This window comes from Yinghuangia soli (genome assembly GCF_021502675.1).
GTDB lineage: Bacteria > Actinomycetota > Actinomycetes > Streptomycetales > Streptomycetaceae > Yinghuangia > Yinghuangia soli.
In genome coordinates, this window is sequence record NZ_JAKFHA010000001.1 from 888335 (window position 1) to 907554 (window position 19220).

General features: G+C 71.5%; 17 protein-coding genes. 2 read left to right on the forward strand and 15 right to left on the reverse strand.

The features are described from left to right. Positions 1-21: 21 nt before the first annotated feature. On the reverse strand, positions 22-1338 hold the full coding sequence (locus LZ495_RS03835) for a class I SAM-dependent RNA methyltransferase (protein ID WP_235050489.1): 1317 nt from the start codon (positions 1336-1338) through the stop codon (positions 22-24). A 524-nt stretch (positions 1339-1862) separates the two neighbouring features. Beyond that, positions 1863-3905 carry an APC family permease gene (locus tag LZ495_RS03840; RefSeq protein ID WP_235050392.1) on the reverse strand — a complete coding sequence of 681 codons (2043 nt, stop codon included), beginning with the start codon at positions 3903-3905 and terminating at the stop codon, positions 1863-1865. 193 nt (positions 3906-4098) lie between these two features. Here LZ495_RS03840 and LZ495_RS03845 point away from each other — a divergent pair, with 193 nt between their 5' ends. Both LZ495_RS03845 and LZ495_RS03850 read left to right on the forward strand, forming a co-directional pair. Beyond that, positions 4099-4761, forward strand: coding sequence for a potassium channel family protein (locus tag LZ495_RS03845; protein WP_235050393.1), 663 nt, complete (start codon positions 4099-4101; stop codon positions 4759-4761). Further along, positions 4761-5420, forward strand: coding sequence for a potassium channel family protein (locus LZ495_RS03850; RefSeq protein WP_235050394.1), 660 nt, complete (start codon positions 4761-4763; stop codon positions 5418-5420). The genes LZ495_RS03845 and LZ495_RS03850 overlap by 1 nt, the downstream gene beginning before the upstream one ends. Positions 5421-5540: 120 nt before the next feature. Here the strand turns inward: LZ495_RS03850 and LZ495_RS03855 are convergent, their stop codons facing one another. From LZ495_RS03855 to LZ495_RS03915, 13 genes are all read right to left on the reverse strand, one after another. Continuing rightward, a complete protein-coding gene (locus LZ495_RS03855; protein WP_505011339.1) occupies positions 5541-6914 on the reverse strand; it encodes an NsdA family TPR-like regulatory protein in 1374 nt (457 codons plus the stop codon). A gap of 145 nt (positions 6915-7059) precedes the next feature. Next, complete coding sequence (locus LZ495_RS03860; RefSeq protein ID WP_235050396.1) at positions 7060-7917, reverse strand: DUF3159 domain-containing protein; 858 nt, start codon at positions 7915-7917, stop codon at positions 7060-7062. 5 nt (positions 7918-7922) lie between these two features. Beyond that, positions 7923-8348, reverse strand: a complete 426-nt coding sequence (locus tag LZ495_RS03865; RefSeq protein WP_235050397.1) for an OB-fold nucleic acid binding domain-containing protein — start codon at positions 8346-8348, stop codon at positions 7923-7925. A 110-nt stretch (positions 8349-8458) separates the two neighbouring features. Continuing rightward, positions 8459-9133 (reverse strand): response regulator, encoded by a 675-nt coding sequence (locus LZ495_RS03870; protein ID WP_235050398.1) that lies wholly within the window; start codon positions 9131-9133, stop codon positions 8459-8461. Between the two features lie 271 nt (positions 9134-9404). Next, complete coding sequence (locus tag LZ495_RS03875) at positions 9405-11978, reverse strand: DUF4118 domain-containing protein (protein ID WP_235050399.1); 2574 nt, start codon at positions 11976-11978, stop codon at positions 9405-9407. 89 nt (positions 11979-12067) lie between these two features. Further along, positions 12068-12694 carry a potassium-transporting ATPase subunit KdpC gene (gene kdpC / locus LZ495_RS03880; RefSeq protein ID WP_235050400.1) on the reverse strand — a complete coding sequence of 209 codons (627 nt, stop codon included), beginning with the start codon at positions 12692-12694 and terminating at the stop codon, positions 12068-12070. Positions 12695-12699: 5 nt separating this feature from the next. Then, on the reverse strand, positions 12700-14820 hold the full coding sequence (gene kdpB / locus LZ495_RS03885; RefSeq protein ID WP_268822205.1) for a potassium-transporting ATPase subunit KdpB: 2121 nt from the start codon (positions 14818-14820) through the stop codon (positions 12700-12702). 2 nt (positions 14821-14822) lie between these two features. Then, entirely contained in the window at positions 14823-16487 is a 1665-nt protein-coding gene (kdpA, locus tag LZ495_RS03890) for a potassium-transporting ATPase subunit KdpA (protein WP_235050401.1), read from the reverse strand. Beyond that, positions 16487-16576 (reverse strand): K(+)-transporting ATPase subunit F, encoded by a 90-nt coding sequence (gene kdpF / locus LZ495_RS03895; protein WP_235050402.1) that lies wholly within the window; start codon positions 16574-16576, stop codon positions 16487-16489. Before kdpF ends, kdpA begins: the two co-directional genes overlap by 1 nt. After that, complete coding sequence (locus LZ495_RS03900; protein WP_235050403.1) at positions 16573-16740, reverse strand: hypothetical protein; 168 nt, start codon at positions 16738-16740, stop codon at positions 16573-16575. The genes kdpF and LZ495_RS03900 overlap by 4 nt, the downstream gene beginning before the upstream one ends. 353 nt (positions 16741-17093) lie before the next feature. After that, on the reverse strand, positions 17094-17885 hold the full coding sequence (locus tag LZ495_RS03905; RefSeq protein WP_235050404.1) for a DUF3710 domain-containing protein: 792 nt from the start codon (positions 17883-17885) through the stop codon (positions 17094-17096). 1 nt (position 17886) lies between these two features. Next, entirely contained in the window at positions 17887-18405 is a 519-nt protein-coding gene (dut, locus tag LZ495_RS03910; protein WP_235050405.1) for a dUTP diphosphatase, read from the reverse strand. Then, positions 18402-18983, reverse strand: coding sequence for a PaaI family thioesterase (locus LZ495_RS03915; protein WP_235050406.1), 582 nt, complete (start codon positions 18981-18983; stop codon positions 18402-18404). The genes dut and LZ495_RS03915 overlap by 4 nt, the downstream gene beginning before the upstream one ends. Positions 18984-19220: the final 237 nt, after the last annotated feature.

Sequence of the window (19220 nt, forward strand, 5' to 3'; positions counted from 1 at the left end):
CCGTTCGGGTACGGCGTCGGATCAGCGCTTGTTGCCCGGCTTCTTGGCCGAAGGCTGCTTCGGGGCCGGTTCGAGCACCGCGACGCACTCCACGTGGTGGGTGTTCGGGAAGAGGTCGAAGGCGCGCAGCGAGCGCAGGCGGTAGCCGCGCTCCGCGAAGTACTTCAGGTCGCGGGCCAGCGCGGCCGGGTCGCAGGCCACATACGCGATGCGGCGGGGCGTCAGGCGCGCGATGCGCTCCACGACCTCCTTGCCGGCGCCGGCGCGCGGCGGGTCGAGCACCACGATGTCGGCGCGGCGCAGGAAGCCGGGGCGGCTGAGCACGCGTTCGACCTTGCCGACCTCCAGGCGGGCGCCCGGGACCTCGCGCAGGTTGTGCTTGGCGTCCTCGATCGCCTCGCGCGAGGACTCGATGCCGATCACCGTGTCGCTGTCCGCGAGCCGGTCCGCGATCGCGCCGGCGAACAGGCCGACGCCGCAGTACAGGTCCAGGGCGACGTCGCCGGGACGCGGCTCCAGGGCGTCGAGGACCGCGGCGACCAGGGTGTCCGCGGCGGCCGGGTGGACCTGCCAGAAGCCGTTGCCGGAGACCCGCCAGGTGCGGCCCGCGGCCACCTCGCGCACACCTGCGCGGCCGTGCACCTTGCGCACCCGGCCGCGGTCGTCGGCCCGGAACACCGCGACGGGGCGGTCGAGTTCGACGATCGGCATGCGGCCGTCGTGCTCGGCGGGGGTGACCACGACCGCGCGGTCCAGCGAACCGGTGGCGGCGACCGCCTCGACCGAGGCGACGCCGGTCCAGTCGCGCTGCTCGATGCCCAGCTCCTCGATGCCGGGGGCGGCGATCGCGCACGCGTCGATCACCTCGACGTCGTGCGAGCGGTGCCGGCGCAGACCGGCCGAGCCGGTGGCGGGGTCGACCGCGAACTGCACGCGGGTACGCCAGCCCAGGCCCTCGGGGAGTCCGGGCGGGCCGTCCACGGCCTCGACCTCGACGTCCATGTCGAGCCCGGCCAGCCGGCGCAGCTGCTCCGCGACGACGGCGGACTTCAGCGCGCGCTGCGCGGCGGGGGCGGCATGCTGCCAGTCGCAGCCGCCGCACAGGCCGGGACCCGCGTACTGGCAGGCGGGCTTCACCCGGTCGGGGGACGCGGTAAGGACCTCGACCACGTCGGCGCGCAGGAAGCGCGAGGTCTCGGTGCCGTCGGTCACCTCGACGACCGCACGCTCGCCCGGCAGCCCGTGCCGCACGAAGAGGACGCGCCCGTCATGCCGCGCGACGCAGTGCCCGCCGTGCGCGACGGGGCCGATCTCGACCTCGTACCGGGTGCCCACCAGGGATTCGGCGGCCTCCGCAGCCTCACCGGCGGCCGGCCGGACAGCGGACCGGGCGGCACCGGCGGAACCCTGGGAACGCGACGTGGGCACGGAACTCCTCAAAAGCGACGGCTGGGGATTCGCGCAGATCACGCGCGACCCCCCAGCCTACGTCCAACCCCCGCACGACCCGGAATCGAAGGCCGCCCAGGGCACCGCCCGACGCCCCCGACCCATCAACCGCCACCACGCCCCGGCCCGACCCGTGCACCCGACCCGACGGCCCGACGTCCTACTCGCCGAGCCCCGGAACATCCCGGTTCGTCGCCACCCCCTGCACCCCGCGGCCACGCCCAGTGGGCGGCCGCGGGGTGGGGCGCTGCTTGCCGTCGGGCTTGCGGGGCGGGAGCGTGCCCACGTCCCAGCGGGACCGGGTTCGCCCCGGCGGAAGGCGCACTCCCGTCGCCCGGACCCGGCCGAGCGCCCGCCGCCCCCGCAGGGCACCTCGCGGCCGCGCCGAGTGCTCGGCCGCGGGCGTCGGGGTGCTACTTCTCGTCGGGCTTGCGCGGCGGGGGCGTGCCCGCGTCCCTTCTCGGGGCGGGTTCGCCTCGGCGGACTGCGCCGGGGGCGTTGTAGCCCGCGCCGACCTTGACCCGGCTCGACGAGGCCAACTGCCACGGGACCGAGGCGACCACCACGCCGGGCGTGAAGAGCAGGCGGCCCTTCAGGCGCAGTGCGCTCTGGTTGTGCAGGATGTGCTCCCACCAGTGGCCGACCACGTACTCGGGGATGTAGACGGTCACCACGTCGCGCGGGCTGGAGCGGCGCACGTTCTTGACGTACTCGATGATCGGGCGGGTGATCTCGCGGTACGGGGAGTCCAGCACCTTGAGCGGCACCTCGATGCCGCGGTCGTCCCAGTCCTGCCGCAGCGCCTCGGTCTCGTCCGGGTCGACGCCGACCGTGACCGCCTCCAGCACGCTGGGCCGCGCGGCCCGGGCGTACGAGAGGGCCCGCAGCGTCGGCTTGTGCAGCTTGGACACCAGCACGATGCCGTGCACCCGGGAGGGCAGCTTCATGTCCTCGTCGGGATCCGCGACCAGCTCGTCGCGCACCCGGTCGTAGTGCTTGCGGATGCCCTTCATGGTCACGAAGAGGATGGCCATCGCCAGGATCGCGATCCACGCGCCGTGCGTGAACTTGGTGATCAGCACGATCACCAGCACCGCACCGGTCATGCACAGGCCGAACGCGTTGATGACGCGGCTGCGCTTCATGTGCCGGCGGGTGGCCGGGTCGTCCTCGGTCTTCAGGTGCCGGGTCCAGTGCCGGATCATGCCGGCCTGGCTCATCGTGAAGGACACGAAGACGCCCACGACGTACAGCTGGATCAGCTTGGTCGGCTCGGCCTTGAAGGCCACGATCAGCAGGATCGCCGCACCGGCCAGCATGATGATGCCGTTGCTGAAGGCCAGCCGGTCGCCGCGGGTGTGCAGTTGGCGCGGCAGGTAGCGGTCCTGGGCCAGGATCGAGCCGAGCACCGGGAAGCCGTTGAACGCGGTGTTCGCGGCCAGCACCAGGATGAGGCCGGTGACCGCGAGCACGAGGTAGAACATCGGGGACGCGAAGGTGCCGCCGAAGACCGCGTCGGCGACCTGCGCGACCACCGTCTTCTGCTCGTAGTCCGCGGGCGCGCCGGTGATCTGGTGCGACGGGTCCTCCGCGAAGTGCACCTTGGTGATCTTCGCGAGGACCAGCATGCCCATGAGCATGGTGACCGCGATGGTGCCCATGAGCAGCAGCGTGGTGGCCGCGTTCTTGCTCTTGGGCTTGCGGAAGGCCGGTACGCCGTTGCTGATCGCCTCGACACCGGTCAGCGCCGCACAACCGGAGGAGAAGGTGCGCAGCAGCAGGAAGACCAGGGCGATGCCGGTGAAGGAGTCCTCGGCCTGGATGCCGAAGGACGCACTCTCCGCCTGCATCGAGTCGGCGCCGCTGGTGAAGTAGCGGATGAAGCCGAAGAGCGTCATGCCGATGATGGCGAACATGAAGAGGTAGGTCGGCACCGCGAACGCCGAGCCCGACTCGCGCACCCCGCGCAGGTTCATGGTCATCAGCAGGAGGACCAGGATCACCGCGTAGATGACCTTGTGCTCCCCTATCGCCGGGATGGCCGAGGAGATGTTGGCCACGCCGGACGAGATCGACACCGCGACGGTCAGCACGTAGTCGACCAGCAGCGCGCTGCCGACGGTCAGACCGGCGTTCGGACCGAGGTTGACGGTCGCCACCTCGTAGTCGCCGCCGCCGCTCGGGTACGCGTGCACGTTCTGCCGGTACGACGCCACCACGGTGAGCATGACCACGACGACCGCGAGGCCGACCTGCCAGCTGAAGTGGTACGCCGCGAGGCCCGCCATGGACAGCGTGAGCAGGATTTCGTCCGGGGCATACGCCACCGAGGAGAGGGCGTCGGACGCGAAGACGGGCAGCGCGAGACGCTTGGGCAGCAGGGTCTCGTGCAGCTTGTCGCTGCGTACGGCCCGGCCCAGAAGGATGCGTTTTGATAGTCCGCCGAGTCTTGACACGCGGGCGATCGTACGCTGTGCGGATTCCGCAGGGACGCGGGCCCGCCGATGGCCGCGCAACCGGTACTCCGGCGCGTCGCAGACCGTGCCCGCGTGTAACGTCGCACGAACGTCTGTCACCCTGGTGACAGGCCGAACAGGGCCATATCGGGCACTACTGCGGGCACTACGGACATACGCCGGAAGGACGGCCGTGCACATCGTCATCATGGGGTGCGGGCGCGTGGGATCCACGCTCGCCCAGACCCTGGAGGAACTGGGCCATTCGGTCGCCGTCGTCGACCGGGACGCCACGTCGTTCCGGCGGCTCGGCGCCCACTTCTCCGGACGCCGCGTCACGGGCGTCGGGTTCGACCAGGACACGTTGCGCGCCGCCGGCATCGAGGAAGCAGGCGCGTTCGCCGCGGTCAGCAGCGGCGACAACTCGAACATCATCGCCGCCCGGGTGGCCCGCGAGACGTTCGGCGTGGAGAACGTCGTGGCGCGCATCTACGACCCCCGCCGCGCGGAGGTCTACCAGCGCCTCGGCATCCCGACCGTGGCCACCGTCCGCTGGACCGCCGACCAGATGCTGCGCCGGCTGCTGCCCAGCGGCGCCGAGCCGCTGTGGCGCGACCCGAGCGGCACCGTGCAGCTCGCCGAGGTGCACGTGAACCCGCTGTGGGTCGGGCACCGGGTCGGCGGACTCGAGCAGGCGTCCGGGGCGCGCATCGCGTTCCTCACCCGGTTGGGCGAAGGCATCCTGCCCGGCCCGGACACCGTCCTGCAGGAAGGCGACCTGGTGCACGTGATCATGCAGCAGGCCGACGTGGCCGCCGTCGAGGCGGCCTTCGAAAAGGCTCCGGAGGCCAACTGATGCGCGTCGCGATCGCCGGAGCGGGTGCGGTCGGCCGTTCCATCGCCGGCGAACTCCTGGAGAACGGCCACGAGGTCCTGCTCATCGACAAGGCGCCGGACGCCATCAAGGTGGACAGCGTCCCGCAGGCCGAGTGGCTGCTGGCCGACGCCTGCGAGATCTCCTCGCTCGACGAGGCCGCGCTGCAGCGCTGCAACGTGGTCATCGCGGCGACCGGCGACGACAAGGTCAACCTGGTCGTCTCGCTGCTCGCCAAGACCGAGTACGGCGTGCCGCGCGTGGTGGCCCGGGTCAACAACCCGAAGAACGAGTGGCTGTTCAACGAGGCCTGGGGCGTCGACGTCGCGGTCTCCACGCCGCGCCTGATGTCCGCGCTGGTCGAGGAGGCGGTGAGCGTCGGCGACCTGGTGCGCCTCATGCGGTTCAGCCAGGGCGACGCGAACCTCGTCGAGCTGACCCTGCCCAGCGACACCGGCCTGGTCGGCACCCGGGTGGGCGACGTCGTCTGGCCCGAGGACACCGCGCTGGTCACCATCATCCGGGAAGGCCGGGTGCTGGTGCCGAGCAAGGACGACGCCCTGGAGGCGGGCGACGAACTCCTGTTCGTGGCCGCCCCGCACCGCGAGGAAGAGCTGGAGCAGCTGCTCTCGGTGCGCTGACGCGCCCAGCACTGACGCTCTCGGGGCAGGTCTCCCCGGGCAGCAGGACGGACCCGCCGCGCGCGGGTGCAGGATGACGCGGGCACTGCCCGGGCCGTCCCGCACCCGCGCGCGGCTGCGTCACACCGCCATGCCCGCGTACATCTCCTCGGCGTGCTCGGTGAAGTCGCGGACCACCCGCTCCCCCGCGTACGGCTTGAGCCGGGTGCGGAACTCGCGCAGGAAGTCGTTGCACTGCGACGAGTTGAGCGTGACGGCGATCTCCAGGGCCTCGTTGGCCTTCGCACACGCCTGGTCCAACTCGCCCTCGTCCAGGTGCGCGGCGGCCATGAACGTGGTGTCCTGCGCGCACCGCCGCGTATACCCGTCGGTCCGGAGCCCTATGGCCTCGTTCGCGAACTCCTGGGTGGCGGACGGCACATGCAGGTCCCGGTGGCAGTGCGCGAACTCGTGGCGCAGCTCGGCCTTGTCGAAGTACTGGCACCACGCCGGGTCTTCCTGGCCGTCGGCGCGCTCCAGGTTGAGCTCCGCCCTGCTGAGCGCCTCCGCGCAGGAGCGCTGGTCGCCGAGCGCCGCGTGCCCGCGCGCCTCCATGGCCTGCACGAGCGCCTGGCCGCGGTGCGTCAGCGAACCGCGGGCGCCCTGCTGCGCGGCCCGCGCCAACTGCACGGCCTCCCAGCCGTGTCCGAGGTACACCGCCTGGCAGGCCATGTTGGCCATCACGTAGGCGCCGTACGCCCGGTCGTCGGCGGCCTGGGCCAGCCGCAGCGCCTGGATGTGGTACCGCTGCGCGAGTGCGTGGCGTCCCGAGTCGAACGACAGCCAGCCGGCCAGTTCGGTCAGCTCGGCCACCGCGCGGAACAGCCCGCGTCCCACGTCGTCGCCGTACGAGCCGGACAACTTGGTGCGGGCGACGCCGTTCAGGTGGTTGACCACGGTGTCGCGCAGATCGCCGCCGCCCTGGGCGCGGTCGAGTTTGCGGAACATCACCACGGTCTGGCGGATCCGCTCGACGTCGGCCTCGCGCACGCGCCCGGTGCCGCCGTGCTCCATGAGCTCGGGCTCGGCACCCGTGGCCGTCGACCAGAACAGTGCCGGGCTCGAGAAGGCCGCGGCCCCGAACGTCGAACCGAGCAGGAAATTACGGCGGTTCATGTCTCTCCCCGTCAGCTCGACCACGGCCCGCCGGATGTCCGACACCGTGCGAGCGACACTCAACCCGTCGAAGGGATCCGGGGCAGGGGGCCTCCGGTCCCTCAGGCCGAGGTCGGCAACCGTCAGTTCACAGCCCAGCCGCCGCCCGAGGACTTCGGCCAGCAGCAGGGGAATGGGCCACCGCGGTTGGGCGCCGTCGAGCCACCGGGCCACCGAAGTGTGGGTGCATCCCAGGTGCTGCCCGCGGCGCTCGGCAACCGCATTGACCCAACGGGCAACTTCCCGCCTCGTCAAGCCGGCCTCTTCGACCAGCGCGCGAAGGTCACCGTTTCCGGCCACCGTCCCCGCCTCCTTTCACACGAGGCATAACCGGGACGGTAGTTGCTGAGATACGGCCAAAAGTGCAGTTAGCCGGGAATTACGCGGCACGCCGCAAAAGCTGAACGGCCGCTTACGGAAGCGGCCGTTCAGGTATGACGGTTGATCAGCGCGAGGCCGAATCCGAACGCACGGTCGAGGGGGTGTCGCCGTCGGCAGCGGCGGCCGGAAGAGCACCCTGGGCATCCGCGGCGGGCGCATCGCCCGCGCCGACCGCGCTGCCCGCGCCCTCGGAGTCGGCCGTACCGTCGGCCTCGTCATCGTCGTCGTACTTGACCTTCACCGGCGGCGGCGCCTTCGACATGATCAGCCAGGTGAGGTAGATCGCCACCAGCCACGGCGGCACGCCCAGCGCCACCTTCGCGGCGCCCAGCCAGGTCACCTTGTCGGCCAGGTACAGCGGCACCTGCACCACGATGCGCAGCACGAACAGCGCGACCCACACCCAGGTGGCCTTCGTGTACGCGGCGGCCCGGGCCGGGTTCTTCCGCCACGTGAAGTTCTCGCCGAGGATCGGCCCGAGCACCACGCCGATCAGCGGCCAGCGCACCAGGATCGAGACCGTGTAGGCCAGCGCGTAGCCGCCGGAGAGCAGCACGCCCAGCAGGTAGAAGTTCTCCGCCTTGCCGGACTTCACCGCCACGAAGGCGGCGATGGCCACGCCCAGGAAGCCGCCCAGCGCGTGCATGAGCGTCTCGCGGCGCAGCAGCCGCACGGCGGCCAGCACCGCTGCCACCGCGACCGCTGCGTACGCGGACGGCGCGGTCTCGCGCATGATGGTGAAGACGACGACGAAGACCAGTCCGGGGACGGTCATGTCGATCATGCCCCGCACCCCGCCGAACGCGGCGACCAGCGACATCGCGCTGTCCCCCGGATTGCCGCCCTCGGGCGCAGCGCCCTCGCCGGCCGGTCGGCCCTTCTCGTCGGCCGTGGAGCGGGGCAATTCTGCCTCGGACGTCACCCGGGTCACCCTCCGCCGGCCTTGGGGCGGGAGATTCCCCCGCCGACCGGCCGCAGCTCGTACTTCGGATTGAACAGCACAGGACGGCCCTGGGCCGTGGTGAGGCGGCCGCGCGCGACCAGCTGGCGGCCCGGCTCTATCCCGGCGATCTTGCGGCGGCCCAGCCAGACCACCGAGAGCGCGCCGGACCCGTCGTACAGCTCCGCCTCCAAGGCGGGCACGCCGGCCCGCGGGCGGAAGGTGACGGTACGCAGCGTGCCGCCGACCGTGACGAGGTCGCGCTCGGCGACCGAGCCGATCGCCGTGCAGCCGAGCTGCCTGCAGTCCTGCTGCAGCTCCTCGGCCTCCAGCTCCTCGTGTGTCGAGGTCAACCGGTTGAACATCCGGCGGAAACGGCCCGGACCTCGCTCGACTCCGGTGGTACCACTCATGAACGCGAGGGTACCGGGTCGAGGCCCGGACCGGGATCCGGCGGAGCCGCCGGACCCCGTGCGGCGAGCCCTCCGGAGCGGCTCCCCGGGCACTCTGCGCCCGTGTACGGTCACGGTTCGAAGCGGTATCCCATGCCCGGCTCGGTGACCAGGTGGCGGGGGTGCGACGGGTCCGCCTCGAGCTTGCGGCGCAACTGGGCCATGTATACGCGCAGGTAGTTGGTCTCGGTGCTGTACTGCGGGCCCCAGACCTCCTGCAGCAGCGCCCGCTGGCTGACCAGGCGGCCCGCGTGCCGAACCAGGACCTCCAGGAGGTGCCACTCGGTCGGGGTGAGCCGGATGTCCTGGCCGTCGCGCCGGGCCTTCTTGGCGGCCAGGTCGACGGTGAAGGACTCGGTCTCGACGACCGGCATCTCGTCCTCGGGGGCGGCGCGGCGGACCGCGGCGCGCAGGCGGGCGAGCAGTTCGTCCATGCCGAAGGGCTTGGTCACGTAGTCGTCGGCGCCCGCATCCAGGGCCGCGACCTTCTCGTTCGACGCTTGCCGGGCGCTGAGCACGATGATCGGCACCTTGGTCCAGCCGCGCAGGCCGCGGATGACGTCGACGCCGTCGAGGTCGGGCAGGCCCAGGTCGAGGACCACGACGTCCGGATGGTGCTCGGCCGCGGCGGCGAGTGCCGCGGTGCCGTCCGCGGCGGTGTCGACCTGGTAGCCGCGGGCCTTGAGGTTGATGGCCAGGGCCCGGACGATCTGCGGCTCGTCGTCCACGACGAGCACCCGTGTCATCGAATTGCCTCCGTACGTTCCGCGCTCGTTCGTTCGGTGTGCGCACGTTCACGATCACCGAAGTGTTCACTCGTCCGTGGGATTCCTGCGGCGTGGCGTCGATACCGGTGTCGAATATCTGTTCGACTATGAAGCGTGGATACCGAACAGCCGTACGACTCCGAGGAGAGCCCCATGCGTTCCGCCGCTTCTGCCGTGGCCGCCAAGCCTGCCGCCACCGCCGCGCCGTGGCCCGTGCTGCTGCGGTACCCCGCCCGCCGGGTGCGCCGCATCATGGCGCCGCCGGCACGGGCGTCCCGCCGGTCTCGGGCGCCCCGGGCCGACCAGGCGGCCCGGGCAGCAGGACCGGATGAGCGTCCGCCGGCCGCAGGGTCAGCACCATCGTGAGGCCGCCGCCCGGGGTGTCCTCCGCGGCCAGCGCGCCGCCGAGCGCCTCGGCGAAGCCGCGGGCCACCGCGAGGCCGAGGCCGACGCCGTTGCCCGCGGGGGCGTCGCCGTACCGCTGGAACGGCTCGAAGATGCGCTCCTTGGCCTCGTCCGGCACGCCGCGGCCGCGGTCCACGACGCGCAGCTCGACCCGGCCGCGGACCGCCTCGGCGCGCACATGCACGCGCCGGTCGGGCGGGTTGTGCTTGACCGCGTTCTCGATGATGTTGGCCAGCACCCGGTCCAGGAGACCCGAGTCGGCCCACACCGTGGGCAGCGTCTCGGGCACGTCCAGGACGACGGCCGTCTCCGGGACGCCGAGCAGCGCGCCCGCGACCACCTCGTCCAGCGCGACCTCGCCGAACAGCGGCGTCACCGTGCCGGTCTGCAGGCGGCTCATGTCGAGCAGATTGCCGATCAGCGCGTCGAGCCGGTCGGCGCCCTCCTCGATCGCGGCCAGCAGCTCGGCCTCGTCCTCGGGCGACCAGTCGACGTCCTCCGAGCGCAGCGACGACACGCTGGCCTTAATGGCGGCCAGCGGCGTGCGCAGGTCGTGCGAGACCGCGGCCAGCAGCGCAGTGCGGATGCGGTTGCCCTCGGCCAGGCGGCGCGCCTCGGCCGCCTCGGCGACCAGCTGACGGCGTTCCAGGACGACCGCGGCCTGCGCGGCGAAGGCGCCGAGCACCCGGCGGTCCTCGGCGGGCAGCACGCGGCCGGACAGCGCGAGGGCCATGGTGTCGGAGACCGGCACCTCGACGTCCGCCTCCTCCGGCTTGCGCACCGGATGCGGGCCGACGCTGCCCACACAGCCCCACGGGCCGTGCGGCTCGGTGCGCTGCAGCATGGCGACCGACTCCATGCCGAACGCCTCGCGGACCCGCTCCAGAAGCGCGGGCAGCGCCTGTTCGCCGCGCAGCACGCTGCCGGCCAGGAAACTGAGCGTCTCGGACTCGGATTGGCTGCGTGCGGCCTGATGCGTGCGCCGCGCGGCCACGTCGACGACGGAGGCCACCGCCAGGGCGACCACCACGAACACCCCGAGGGCGAACATGTTCTCCGGGTCGCGGATGGTCAGCGTGTGCATGGGCGGCGTGAAGTAGTAGTTGAGCAGCAGCGAGGCCATCACCGCGGTCAGCGTGGACGCCCACAGCCCGCCCAGCAGCGCGACGCCGACGGTCAGCAGCAGGTAGAGCAGCATCTCGGTGGACAGCGCGAGGTGGTCGCGGTTGTGCACCATGATCACGGTGAGCAGCACGGGTCCGATCAGCGCGACCAGCCAGGAGAGCAGCAGCCGGCGCCGGCTGACCCCGGAGCGCGGCACGCGCACGGTCCGCCCGACACCGGCGTGCTCGTGCGTGACGATGTGCACGTCTATGTCGCCCGAGGACGCCGCGACGGTCGCGCCCACACCGGGGCCGAGCACGTACTGCCAGGGCTTGCGGCGGCTGGACCCGAGGACGATCTGGGTGGCGTTGACGCCGCGGGCGAAGTCGAGGAGTGCGGTGGGCACGTCCTCGCCGATCACCGAGTGGAAGGTGCCGCCGAGCGACTCGACCAGGGTGCGCTGGTGTTCGAGGGCTTCCGGGGACGCGCCGGACAGGCCGTCGCTCTTGGAGACGTACACCGCGAGCAGTTCGCCGCCGGAGCCGCGCGTGGCGATCCGGGCCGCGCGGCGCAGCAGCGTTTCGCCCTCGGGGCCGCCGGTGAGGCCGACCACGATGCGCTCGCGGGCCGGCCAGGTGGCGTCGATGCCGTGTTCGGTGCGGTACTGCTGCAGGTACTCGTCGACGCGGTCGGCCACCCAGAGGAGCGCGAGCTCGCGCAGCGCGGTCAGGTTGCCGACCCGGAAGTAGTTGGAGAGCGCGGCGTCGACCTTCTCCGGCGCGTACACGTTGCCGTGCGCCATGCGGCGGCGCAGGGCCTCCGGGGACATGTCGACGAGCTCGATCTGGCTCGCGCGGCGGACCACCGCGTCGGGGACGGTCTCGCGCTGCGGCACGCCGGTGATCGACTCGACGACGTCGTTGAGGGACTCCAGGTGCTGGATGTTGACCGTGGAGATGACGTCGATGCCGGCGTCGAGGATCTCGTCGATGTCCTGCCAGCGCTTGGCGTTGCGGGAGCCGGGGACGTTGGTGTGCGCGAGTTCGTCGATCAGCGCGACCTTGGGGCGGCGGGCGATGACCGCGTCGACGTCCATCTCGGTGAACGCCGAGCCGCGGTGCACCATGTCCTGCCGCGGGACGACCTCGAGGCCGTCCAGCATCTCCTCGGTACGCGGGCGGCCGTGGCACTCGATGAGGCCGACCACCACGTCGGCCCCGCGGTCGCGGCGCCGGCGGCCTTCGCCGAGCATCGCGTACGTCTTGCCGACCCCGGGCGCCGCGCCCAGGTAGATGCGTAGCTTTCCGCGTCCCATGCCGTCCATTGTCGTCTCGTTTGTGCAGGTCGCCCGCAGGGGCACCGGCCGGGCCCGCCCTTCCCCGCGGGGGCAGGCCCGGGGCCGGGCTACTTGGCTGCGGCCGCCTTCTGCAGGGCGATGTTGAGGTCGAGGACGTTGACGCGCTCCTCTCCGAGGATGCCGATCACGCGCCCCTGGACGTGCTCCTCGACCAGCTTGCGGACCGCGGCCGGGTCGAGGCCGCGCTCCTTGGCGACCCGGTCGACCTGGATGAGCGCGTACGCCTCGGAGATGTGCGGGTCCAGGCCGGAGCCGGACGCGGTGACCGCATCGGCCGGCACCTGCTCCGGGGTGACGCCGTTGAACTCCGCGACCGCGGCCTTGCGGTCCTTGACGAGCTGGATGAACTCGAGGTTCTCCGGGCCGTAGTTGGATGCGCCGGAGGCGAGCGGGTCGTACGAGCCGGCCGACGGCCGCGGCTGGAACCACTTGGGGTCCGGGCCGGTGCTGTTGCCCTCCGCGTCCCGCAGGTCGAAGCTCTGGCCGATGAGGCTGGAGCCGACCTCCTTGCCGTCCACCTTGACCTTGGAGCCGTCGGCCTGGTCCGGGAACGCGACCTGGGCCAGGCCGGTCATCGCCAGCGGGTAGGCGATGCCGAGGATGACCGTCAGCACCAGGAGGGCGCGGAGACCCGCCAGGAAGACGCGGATGCGTGTGCTTGTCTGGGTGGCCATGGTGATCAACCGATTCCGGGGATGAGCGAGACGACGAGGTCGATGAGTTTGATCCCGACGAACGGGGCGATCAGCCCGCCCAGGCCGTAGATGCCCAGGTTGCGCGCCAGCATCTTGTCCGCGGACAAGGGCCGGTAGCGGACGCCGCGCAGGGCCAGCGGGATCAGCGCGACGATGATCAGGGCGTTGAAGACGACCGCCGAGATGATCGCCGACTCCGGCGTCGCCAGCTGCATGATGTTGAGCTTGTCCAGCGGCGCAAGGCCGGCCGGGCCGCCCGCGACGGCGAACATCGCCGGGATGATCGCGAAGTACTTCGCCACGTCGTTCGCGATGGAGAACGTGGTGAGCGCGCCGCGCGTGATCAGGAGCTGCTTGCCGATCTCGACGATCTCGATCAGCTTGGTCGGGTTCGAGTCGAGGTCGACCATGTTGCCGGCTTCCTTGGCTGCGGAAGTACCGGTGTTCATGGCGACACCCACGTCGGCCTGCGCGAGCGCGGGCGCGTCGTTCGTCCCGTCGCCGGTCATCGCGACGAGCTTGCCGCCGGCCTGCTCGCGCTTGATCAGCGCCATCTTGTCTTCCGGCGTGGCCTCGGCGAGGAAGTCGTCCACGCCCGCCTCATCCGCGATCGCCTTGGCGGTCAGCGGGTTGTCGCCGGTGATCATGACGGTCTTGATGCCCATGCGGCGCAGTTCCTCGAACCGCTCGCGCATGCCTTCCTTGACGACGTCCTTGAGGTGGATCACGCCCAGGATGCGGGCGCCCTGCGCGTCCTCGACGGCGACCAGGAGGGGCGTGCCGCCGGCCGCCGAGATGGCGTCCACGGCCTCGCCGGACTCGCGCGGGACGCTGCCGCCGCGCTCGGAGACCCACTTGGCGACTGCGGAGGCTGCGCCCTTGCGGACCCGGCGCGGCTTGCCCTCCTCGTCCAGGAGGTCGACACCCGACATGCGGGTCTGCGCGGTGAAGGTGATCCACTCGGCGTGCCCGAGTTCGCCCTCGTGGCGCTCGCGCAGGCCGTACGCGGTCTTCGCGAGGACCACGATCGACCGGCCCTCGGGGGTCTCGTCGGCGAGCGAGGACAACTGTGCGGCGTCGGCCAGTTCGGCCTGGGTGGTGCTGCCGATGGCCACGAACTCCGAGGCCTGGCGGTTGCCGAGTGTGATGGTCCCGGTCTTGTCGAGCAGCAGCGTGCTGACGTCGCCCGCGGCCTCGACCGCGCGGCCCGACATGGCGAGCACGTTGCGCTGCACCAGGCGGTCCATGCCGGCGATGCCGATCGCGGAGAGCAGGGCCCCGATGGTGGTGGGGATGAGGCAGATGAGCAGCGCCACCAGCACGATGATCGACTGCTCGGCGCCCGAGTAGATCGCCAGCGGCTGCAGCGTCACGACCGCGAACAGGAAGGTGATCGTGAGCGACGCGAGCAGGATGTTGAGGGCGATCTCGTTCGGCGTCTTCTGCCGCGCGGCACCTTCGACGAGGGCGATCATGCGGTCGATGAAGGTCTCGCCGGGCTTCGTGGTGATCTTGACGACGATGCGGTCGGACAGCACCTTGGTGCCGCCGGTGACCGCGCTGCGGTCGCCGCCGGATTCGCGGATGACCGGGGCCGACTCGCCGGTGATGGCCGACTCGTCGACGCTCGCCACCCCTTCGACGACGTCGCCGTCGCCGGGGATGATGTCGCCGGCCTCGCAGACCACCAGGTCGCCGATCTTCAGGTCGGTGCCCGGCACCCGCTCTTCGCGGTTGCCGGCCAATCGGCGCGCGACGGTGTCCGTCTTCGCCTTGCGCAGGGTGTCGGCCTGCGCCTTGCCGCGGCCTTCCGCGACCGCCTCGGCCAGGTTGGCGAACAGCACGGTCAGCCACAGCCAGACCGCGGTGACCCAGGCGAAGACGCTGGGGTCCTTGATCGCCATGACCGTGGTGATCACGGAGCCGATCTCGACCACGAACATGACGGGCGACTTGACCATCACGCGCGGGTCGAGCTTGCGCAGCGCCTCGGGCATCGACTTCAGCAGCTGCTTGGGGTCGAAGAGGCCTGCGGAGACGCGTCCGGGGGCGGGCTGGTGCTCTGCCGGAGGAGAGCTCTGGGGAGTCTGAAGTGTGGTGGTCATGGTTATGCGAGCCCCTCCGCGAGCGGGCCGAGGGCGAGGGACGGGAAGTAGGTCAGGCCGGTGACGATGAGGATCACGCCGACCAACGTCCCGACGAACAGCGGCCGGTGGGTCTTGAGCGTGCCGACGGTCTCGGGCACCTGGCGCTGTTCGGCCAGGCGGCCGGCCAGGGCCAGTACGAGGGCGATGGTGACGAAGCGGCCGATCAGCATCGCGAAGCCGATGGTGGTGTTGAAGTACTCGGTGTTCGCGCTCAGGCCCGCGAAGGCGGAGCCGTTGTTGTTGGCACCCGAGGTGTACGCGTACAGCACCTCGGACAGGCCGTGCGGCGAGTCGGAGTTGAGGATCGACGCCCGCTCACCGGGCAGCGCGAGCGCGATGCCGGTCATGGTGAGGATCGTGGCCGGGACGACCAGGATGTACAGCGCGACGATCTTCATCTCGCCCGCGCCGATCTTCTTGCCGAGGTACTCGGGCGTGCGGCCGACCATGAGGCCCGCCACGAACACCGCGAGGATCGCCATGATGAGCATGCCGTAGAGGCCGGAGCCGACCCCGCCGGGCGAGATCTCGCCGAGCATCATGCCGAGCAGCGTGATGCCGCCGCCGAGACCGGTGAACGAGGAGTGGAAGGAGTTCACCGCGCCGGTGGACGTCATCGTCGTGGAGGTGGCGAAGAGCGACGAGCCGGGGACGCCGAAGCGCTGCTCCTTGCCTTCCATCGCGCCGCCCGCGATCTCCAGGGCGGTGCCGTTGCCGTGCATCTCGGTCCAGGTCATCAGGACCACCGCGACGAACCAGATCGCGAACATCGCGCCGAGGATCGCGTAGCCCTGCTTGGCCGAGCCGACCATGGTGCCGAAGGCCCGCGGCAGCGAGAACGGGATCACCAGGATCAGGAAGATCTCGAACAGGTTCGTGAACGCGTTCGGGTTCTCGAACGGGTGCGCGGAGTTGGCGTTGTAGAAGCCGCCGCCGTTGGTGCCGGCGAGCTTGATGACCTCCTGGGAGGCCACCGGGCCGCCGGTGATGGCCTGCGTGCCGCCGTCGAGCGTGGTGACGGTGTGCGGGTCGGCGAGGTTCTGCAGGGTGCCGGAAGCGACCAGCACGATGGTGCCGATGACCGCGATGGGCAGCAGGATGCGGACCGTGCCGCGGACCAGGTCGACCCAGAAATTGCCGATCTCGCCGGAGCGGACCCGGACGAAGCCCCGGATCAGCGCCACCGCGACGGCCATGCCGACCGCGGCCGAGACGAAGTTCTGCACCGTGAGGCCGGCCATCTGGACCATGTGGCCGACCGCGGACTCACCCGAGTACGACTGCCAGTTGGTGTTCGCGGTGAAGGACGCGGCGGTGTTGAACGCCTGGTCCGCCTTCATCGGCTGGAAGCCGAGGCTCCAGGGCAGCTTGTCCTGGAAGCGCAGCAGCGCGTACAGGCCGAGCATCGAGAACATCGAGAAGGCCAGCACGCTGCGCAGGTAGATGCCCCAGCGCTGGCCGGAGTCGGGATTCGCCCCGATGGCCTTGTAGATCCACTTCTCCGGACGGGTGTGCTTGTCCGAGGTGTAGACCTTGGCCATGTAGTCGCCGAACGGGCGGTGCACCGCGGCGAGTACGGCGATCAGCAGGGATATCTGGAGGATCCCCGCGACGGTGGAACTCACTAGAACCTCTCGGGGAACAGGAGAGCGAGCACCAGGTAGCCCAGCAGGGCGACGGCCACGACGAGGCCGACGACGCTGTCCGCGTTCACAGCTTCGCCACCCCCTTGGCGATGGCGACGACGAGCGCGAAGAACGCCACCGTCGCGACGACGAAGGCCAGATCAGCCATCGCTACTGCTCCTTGGGAAGGTGCGGACGAGGACCGCACGATTGCGGTCCCCGCACGGGCCCTTGGGGTCCGTGCCGAGGTCATTGGTAGCATCGGAGAGGCCTGCAAAAAGGGGCAAAAAGGATGCATCGACAAGTGCTAGCGCCGCCCTTACGCACCCCTGGATGTTCTTGACGCGTCCCTGACGCACGCCTCCCTGCGGAAGGCGGTGTACAGGCGAGCGTCGCGTGGCGCCGGGCCGGGGCGGGGCGAGACGCGAGAGGGAAGGGGCGCGCCGGCACGCGGTCGGCGGGCCGGCGAGGGCGGGTCGCCGAGGCGAGGGCGGGGCTGCGGCATACCGGCATGCGAAAGGGGCCCGGCGTCACCCTTGCGGGTGGTGCCGGGCCCCTTGGCCTCGTGCGTCCGGACTGCGTGTGCGACCGCGTCCGGAAGGAGTGCTAGCGGACCTCGGTGATCTCCGGGCCGCGCTGGAACGGGTTCAGGTCGCCGGCGTACCGGCCCTTCTCCTCGTCGCCGCCCTCGGCCGCCGGGGCGACGCCGCTGGCCGGGTCGATCTGCGCGTTCTCCGGGAGGCGGAGCAGGATCGGGTCGCGCGGCGCCATCGGGTCGCCGCCGCGGATCACCACGGTCTCGCGGAAGATGTTCTCCAGGTCGGCCCCGGTGTCCGGGTCGACCGCGGCACGGCCGGAGATCACGCCGCGCAGGAACCAGCGCGGGCCGTCGCAGCCCACGAAGCGCACCAGCTGGGCGCCCTGCGTGCCGTCCGGCAGCTGCACGGGCACCTGCGCCCGCAGCTCCCAGCCCAGACCGCCTTCCAGCTCGTCCACCACGCCGCCCTGCTGCGTGATGCCGCCCGCGATCTCGGCGCGGATCTCGTGCCAGAGGCCCTCGCTCCGCGGCGCCGCGAAGCCCTGCAGCTGCACCGCGCTGTCGCCGAGGATCACGGTGGCCGCGATGATCAGCTCGTTGGCGACCTCGACGCGCAGCTCCATGCCCTCGGTGGCGGGCACCAGCAGGCCGCCGAGGTCGATCCGGCCCTCCTGCGGGTCGTCCAGCTCGTCCTCGTCCCACGGCCCGTCCGGGCGCGGCGCGGGCGGCAGCGGGGCGTTGTACGCCTCGGCGGCGTCCGCCGCCCCGTCCTCGTCGTCGACCTCGTCGGTCTCGGCGAGGTCGTCCAGCTCGTCGACGGGCTGGTCGGCTTCTTCGTTGCGTCGGCGACGTCGGAACACGTCAGATCCCTTCCCTGTCGGAAGCCGAGTTCTTCACTGTGTCGGTACCGCTTCCCATGTCGGCCACGACGGCGGCGTGGCCGCCGGTCGATCCGAAGCCGCCCTCGGCCCGGTCCGAACCCGGCAGGACGCCGACCTCGTGGAAGCTCGCCCGCTCGACCCGCTGGACCACCAGTTGGGCGATGCGGTCCCCGCGGCGGAACGAGACGCTCGTCCGGAGATCGTGGTTGACCACGATCACCTTGATCTCGCCACGGTATCCCGCATCGATCGTGCCCGGGGTGTTGACCAGCGACACCCCGCACCGGGCCGCGAGTCCGGAACGCGGATGGACGAACGCCGCGTATCCGTCCGGCAGCGCGATCGCCACGCCGGTGGGCAGCACGACGCGCTCGCCGGGGCCCAGCTCGGCGTCCACCGCGGTCACCAGATCGGCGCCGGCATCGCCCGGATGGGCGTACGACGGCAGCGGCAGATCGGGGTCCAGGCGCTGGACCAGGATGTCGACGGGGGCCGTCACGGGTTCACCTCGAAGGCTCGCGCGGCCTTGACCACGTCCGGGTTCTGCATCGCGCGCCGCACGTCCTCGGGGCGGCCGTTGCTCATGAAGTGCTCGAAGCCCACCGCGACGAACAGCGATGCGGCCTCGACCGCGACCGGCCCGTCCGGCGCGTTCAGCCGGCCGACCGCCTTCGCGTAGATCTTGCGGCCCTCGACGCCGGTGCACCACGCGTGGATGAACAGCGTGGAGCCCACCGGGACCGGGCGCTTGAAGTCGGTCTCCAGGCGCGCGGTCACCGCGGGCTGGTGCAGCAGGTAGCCGAGGGCGCCCAGCGCCTCGTCGAACGCGCAGCTCAGCAGCCCGCCGTGGGCGAGCCCTGGGGCGCCCTGGTGGCCGGGGCCGACCACGAACTCGGTGTCCACGCTGACGCCCTCGCCCACCCGGGTGCGCAGCCGGAGGCCGTTCTCCAGCTCTTCGCCGCAGCCGAAGCAGCCGTCGTAGTGCTCGCCCAGTTCGGTGCCGGGCGGCGGAGCACTGGGATGCGGCCCGGGGACCTCGACGTCCGGGGACGGGGTCAGGGATGAAGGTCGACTCACTCGGGGGACATTACTGCCTTTCGGCCGCCCGGCGGTGTGCGGGCCGCCGCGCGGCGGGCCGATCCGGCCCGCCGGGAACCCCGCCGGCGACCCCGCGGGGAAGCCCGCGCAGAACCGGCGGAGAACAGCGTTCCGGATGTTGGTCCAGGCGGGTCCGCTGGCACTACGGTCGTGCGGAGGTCCGGGCAGCCGGCGCGGGCGGGCCGGCGTGGCGGACGTGACGGAAGAAGGACGCAG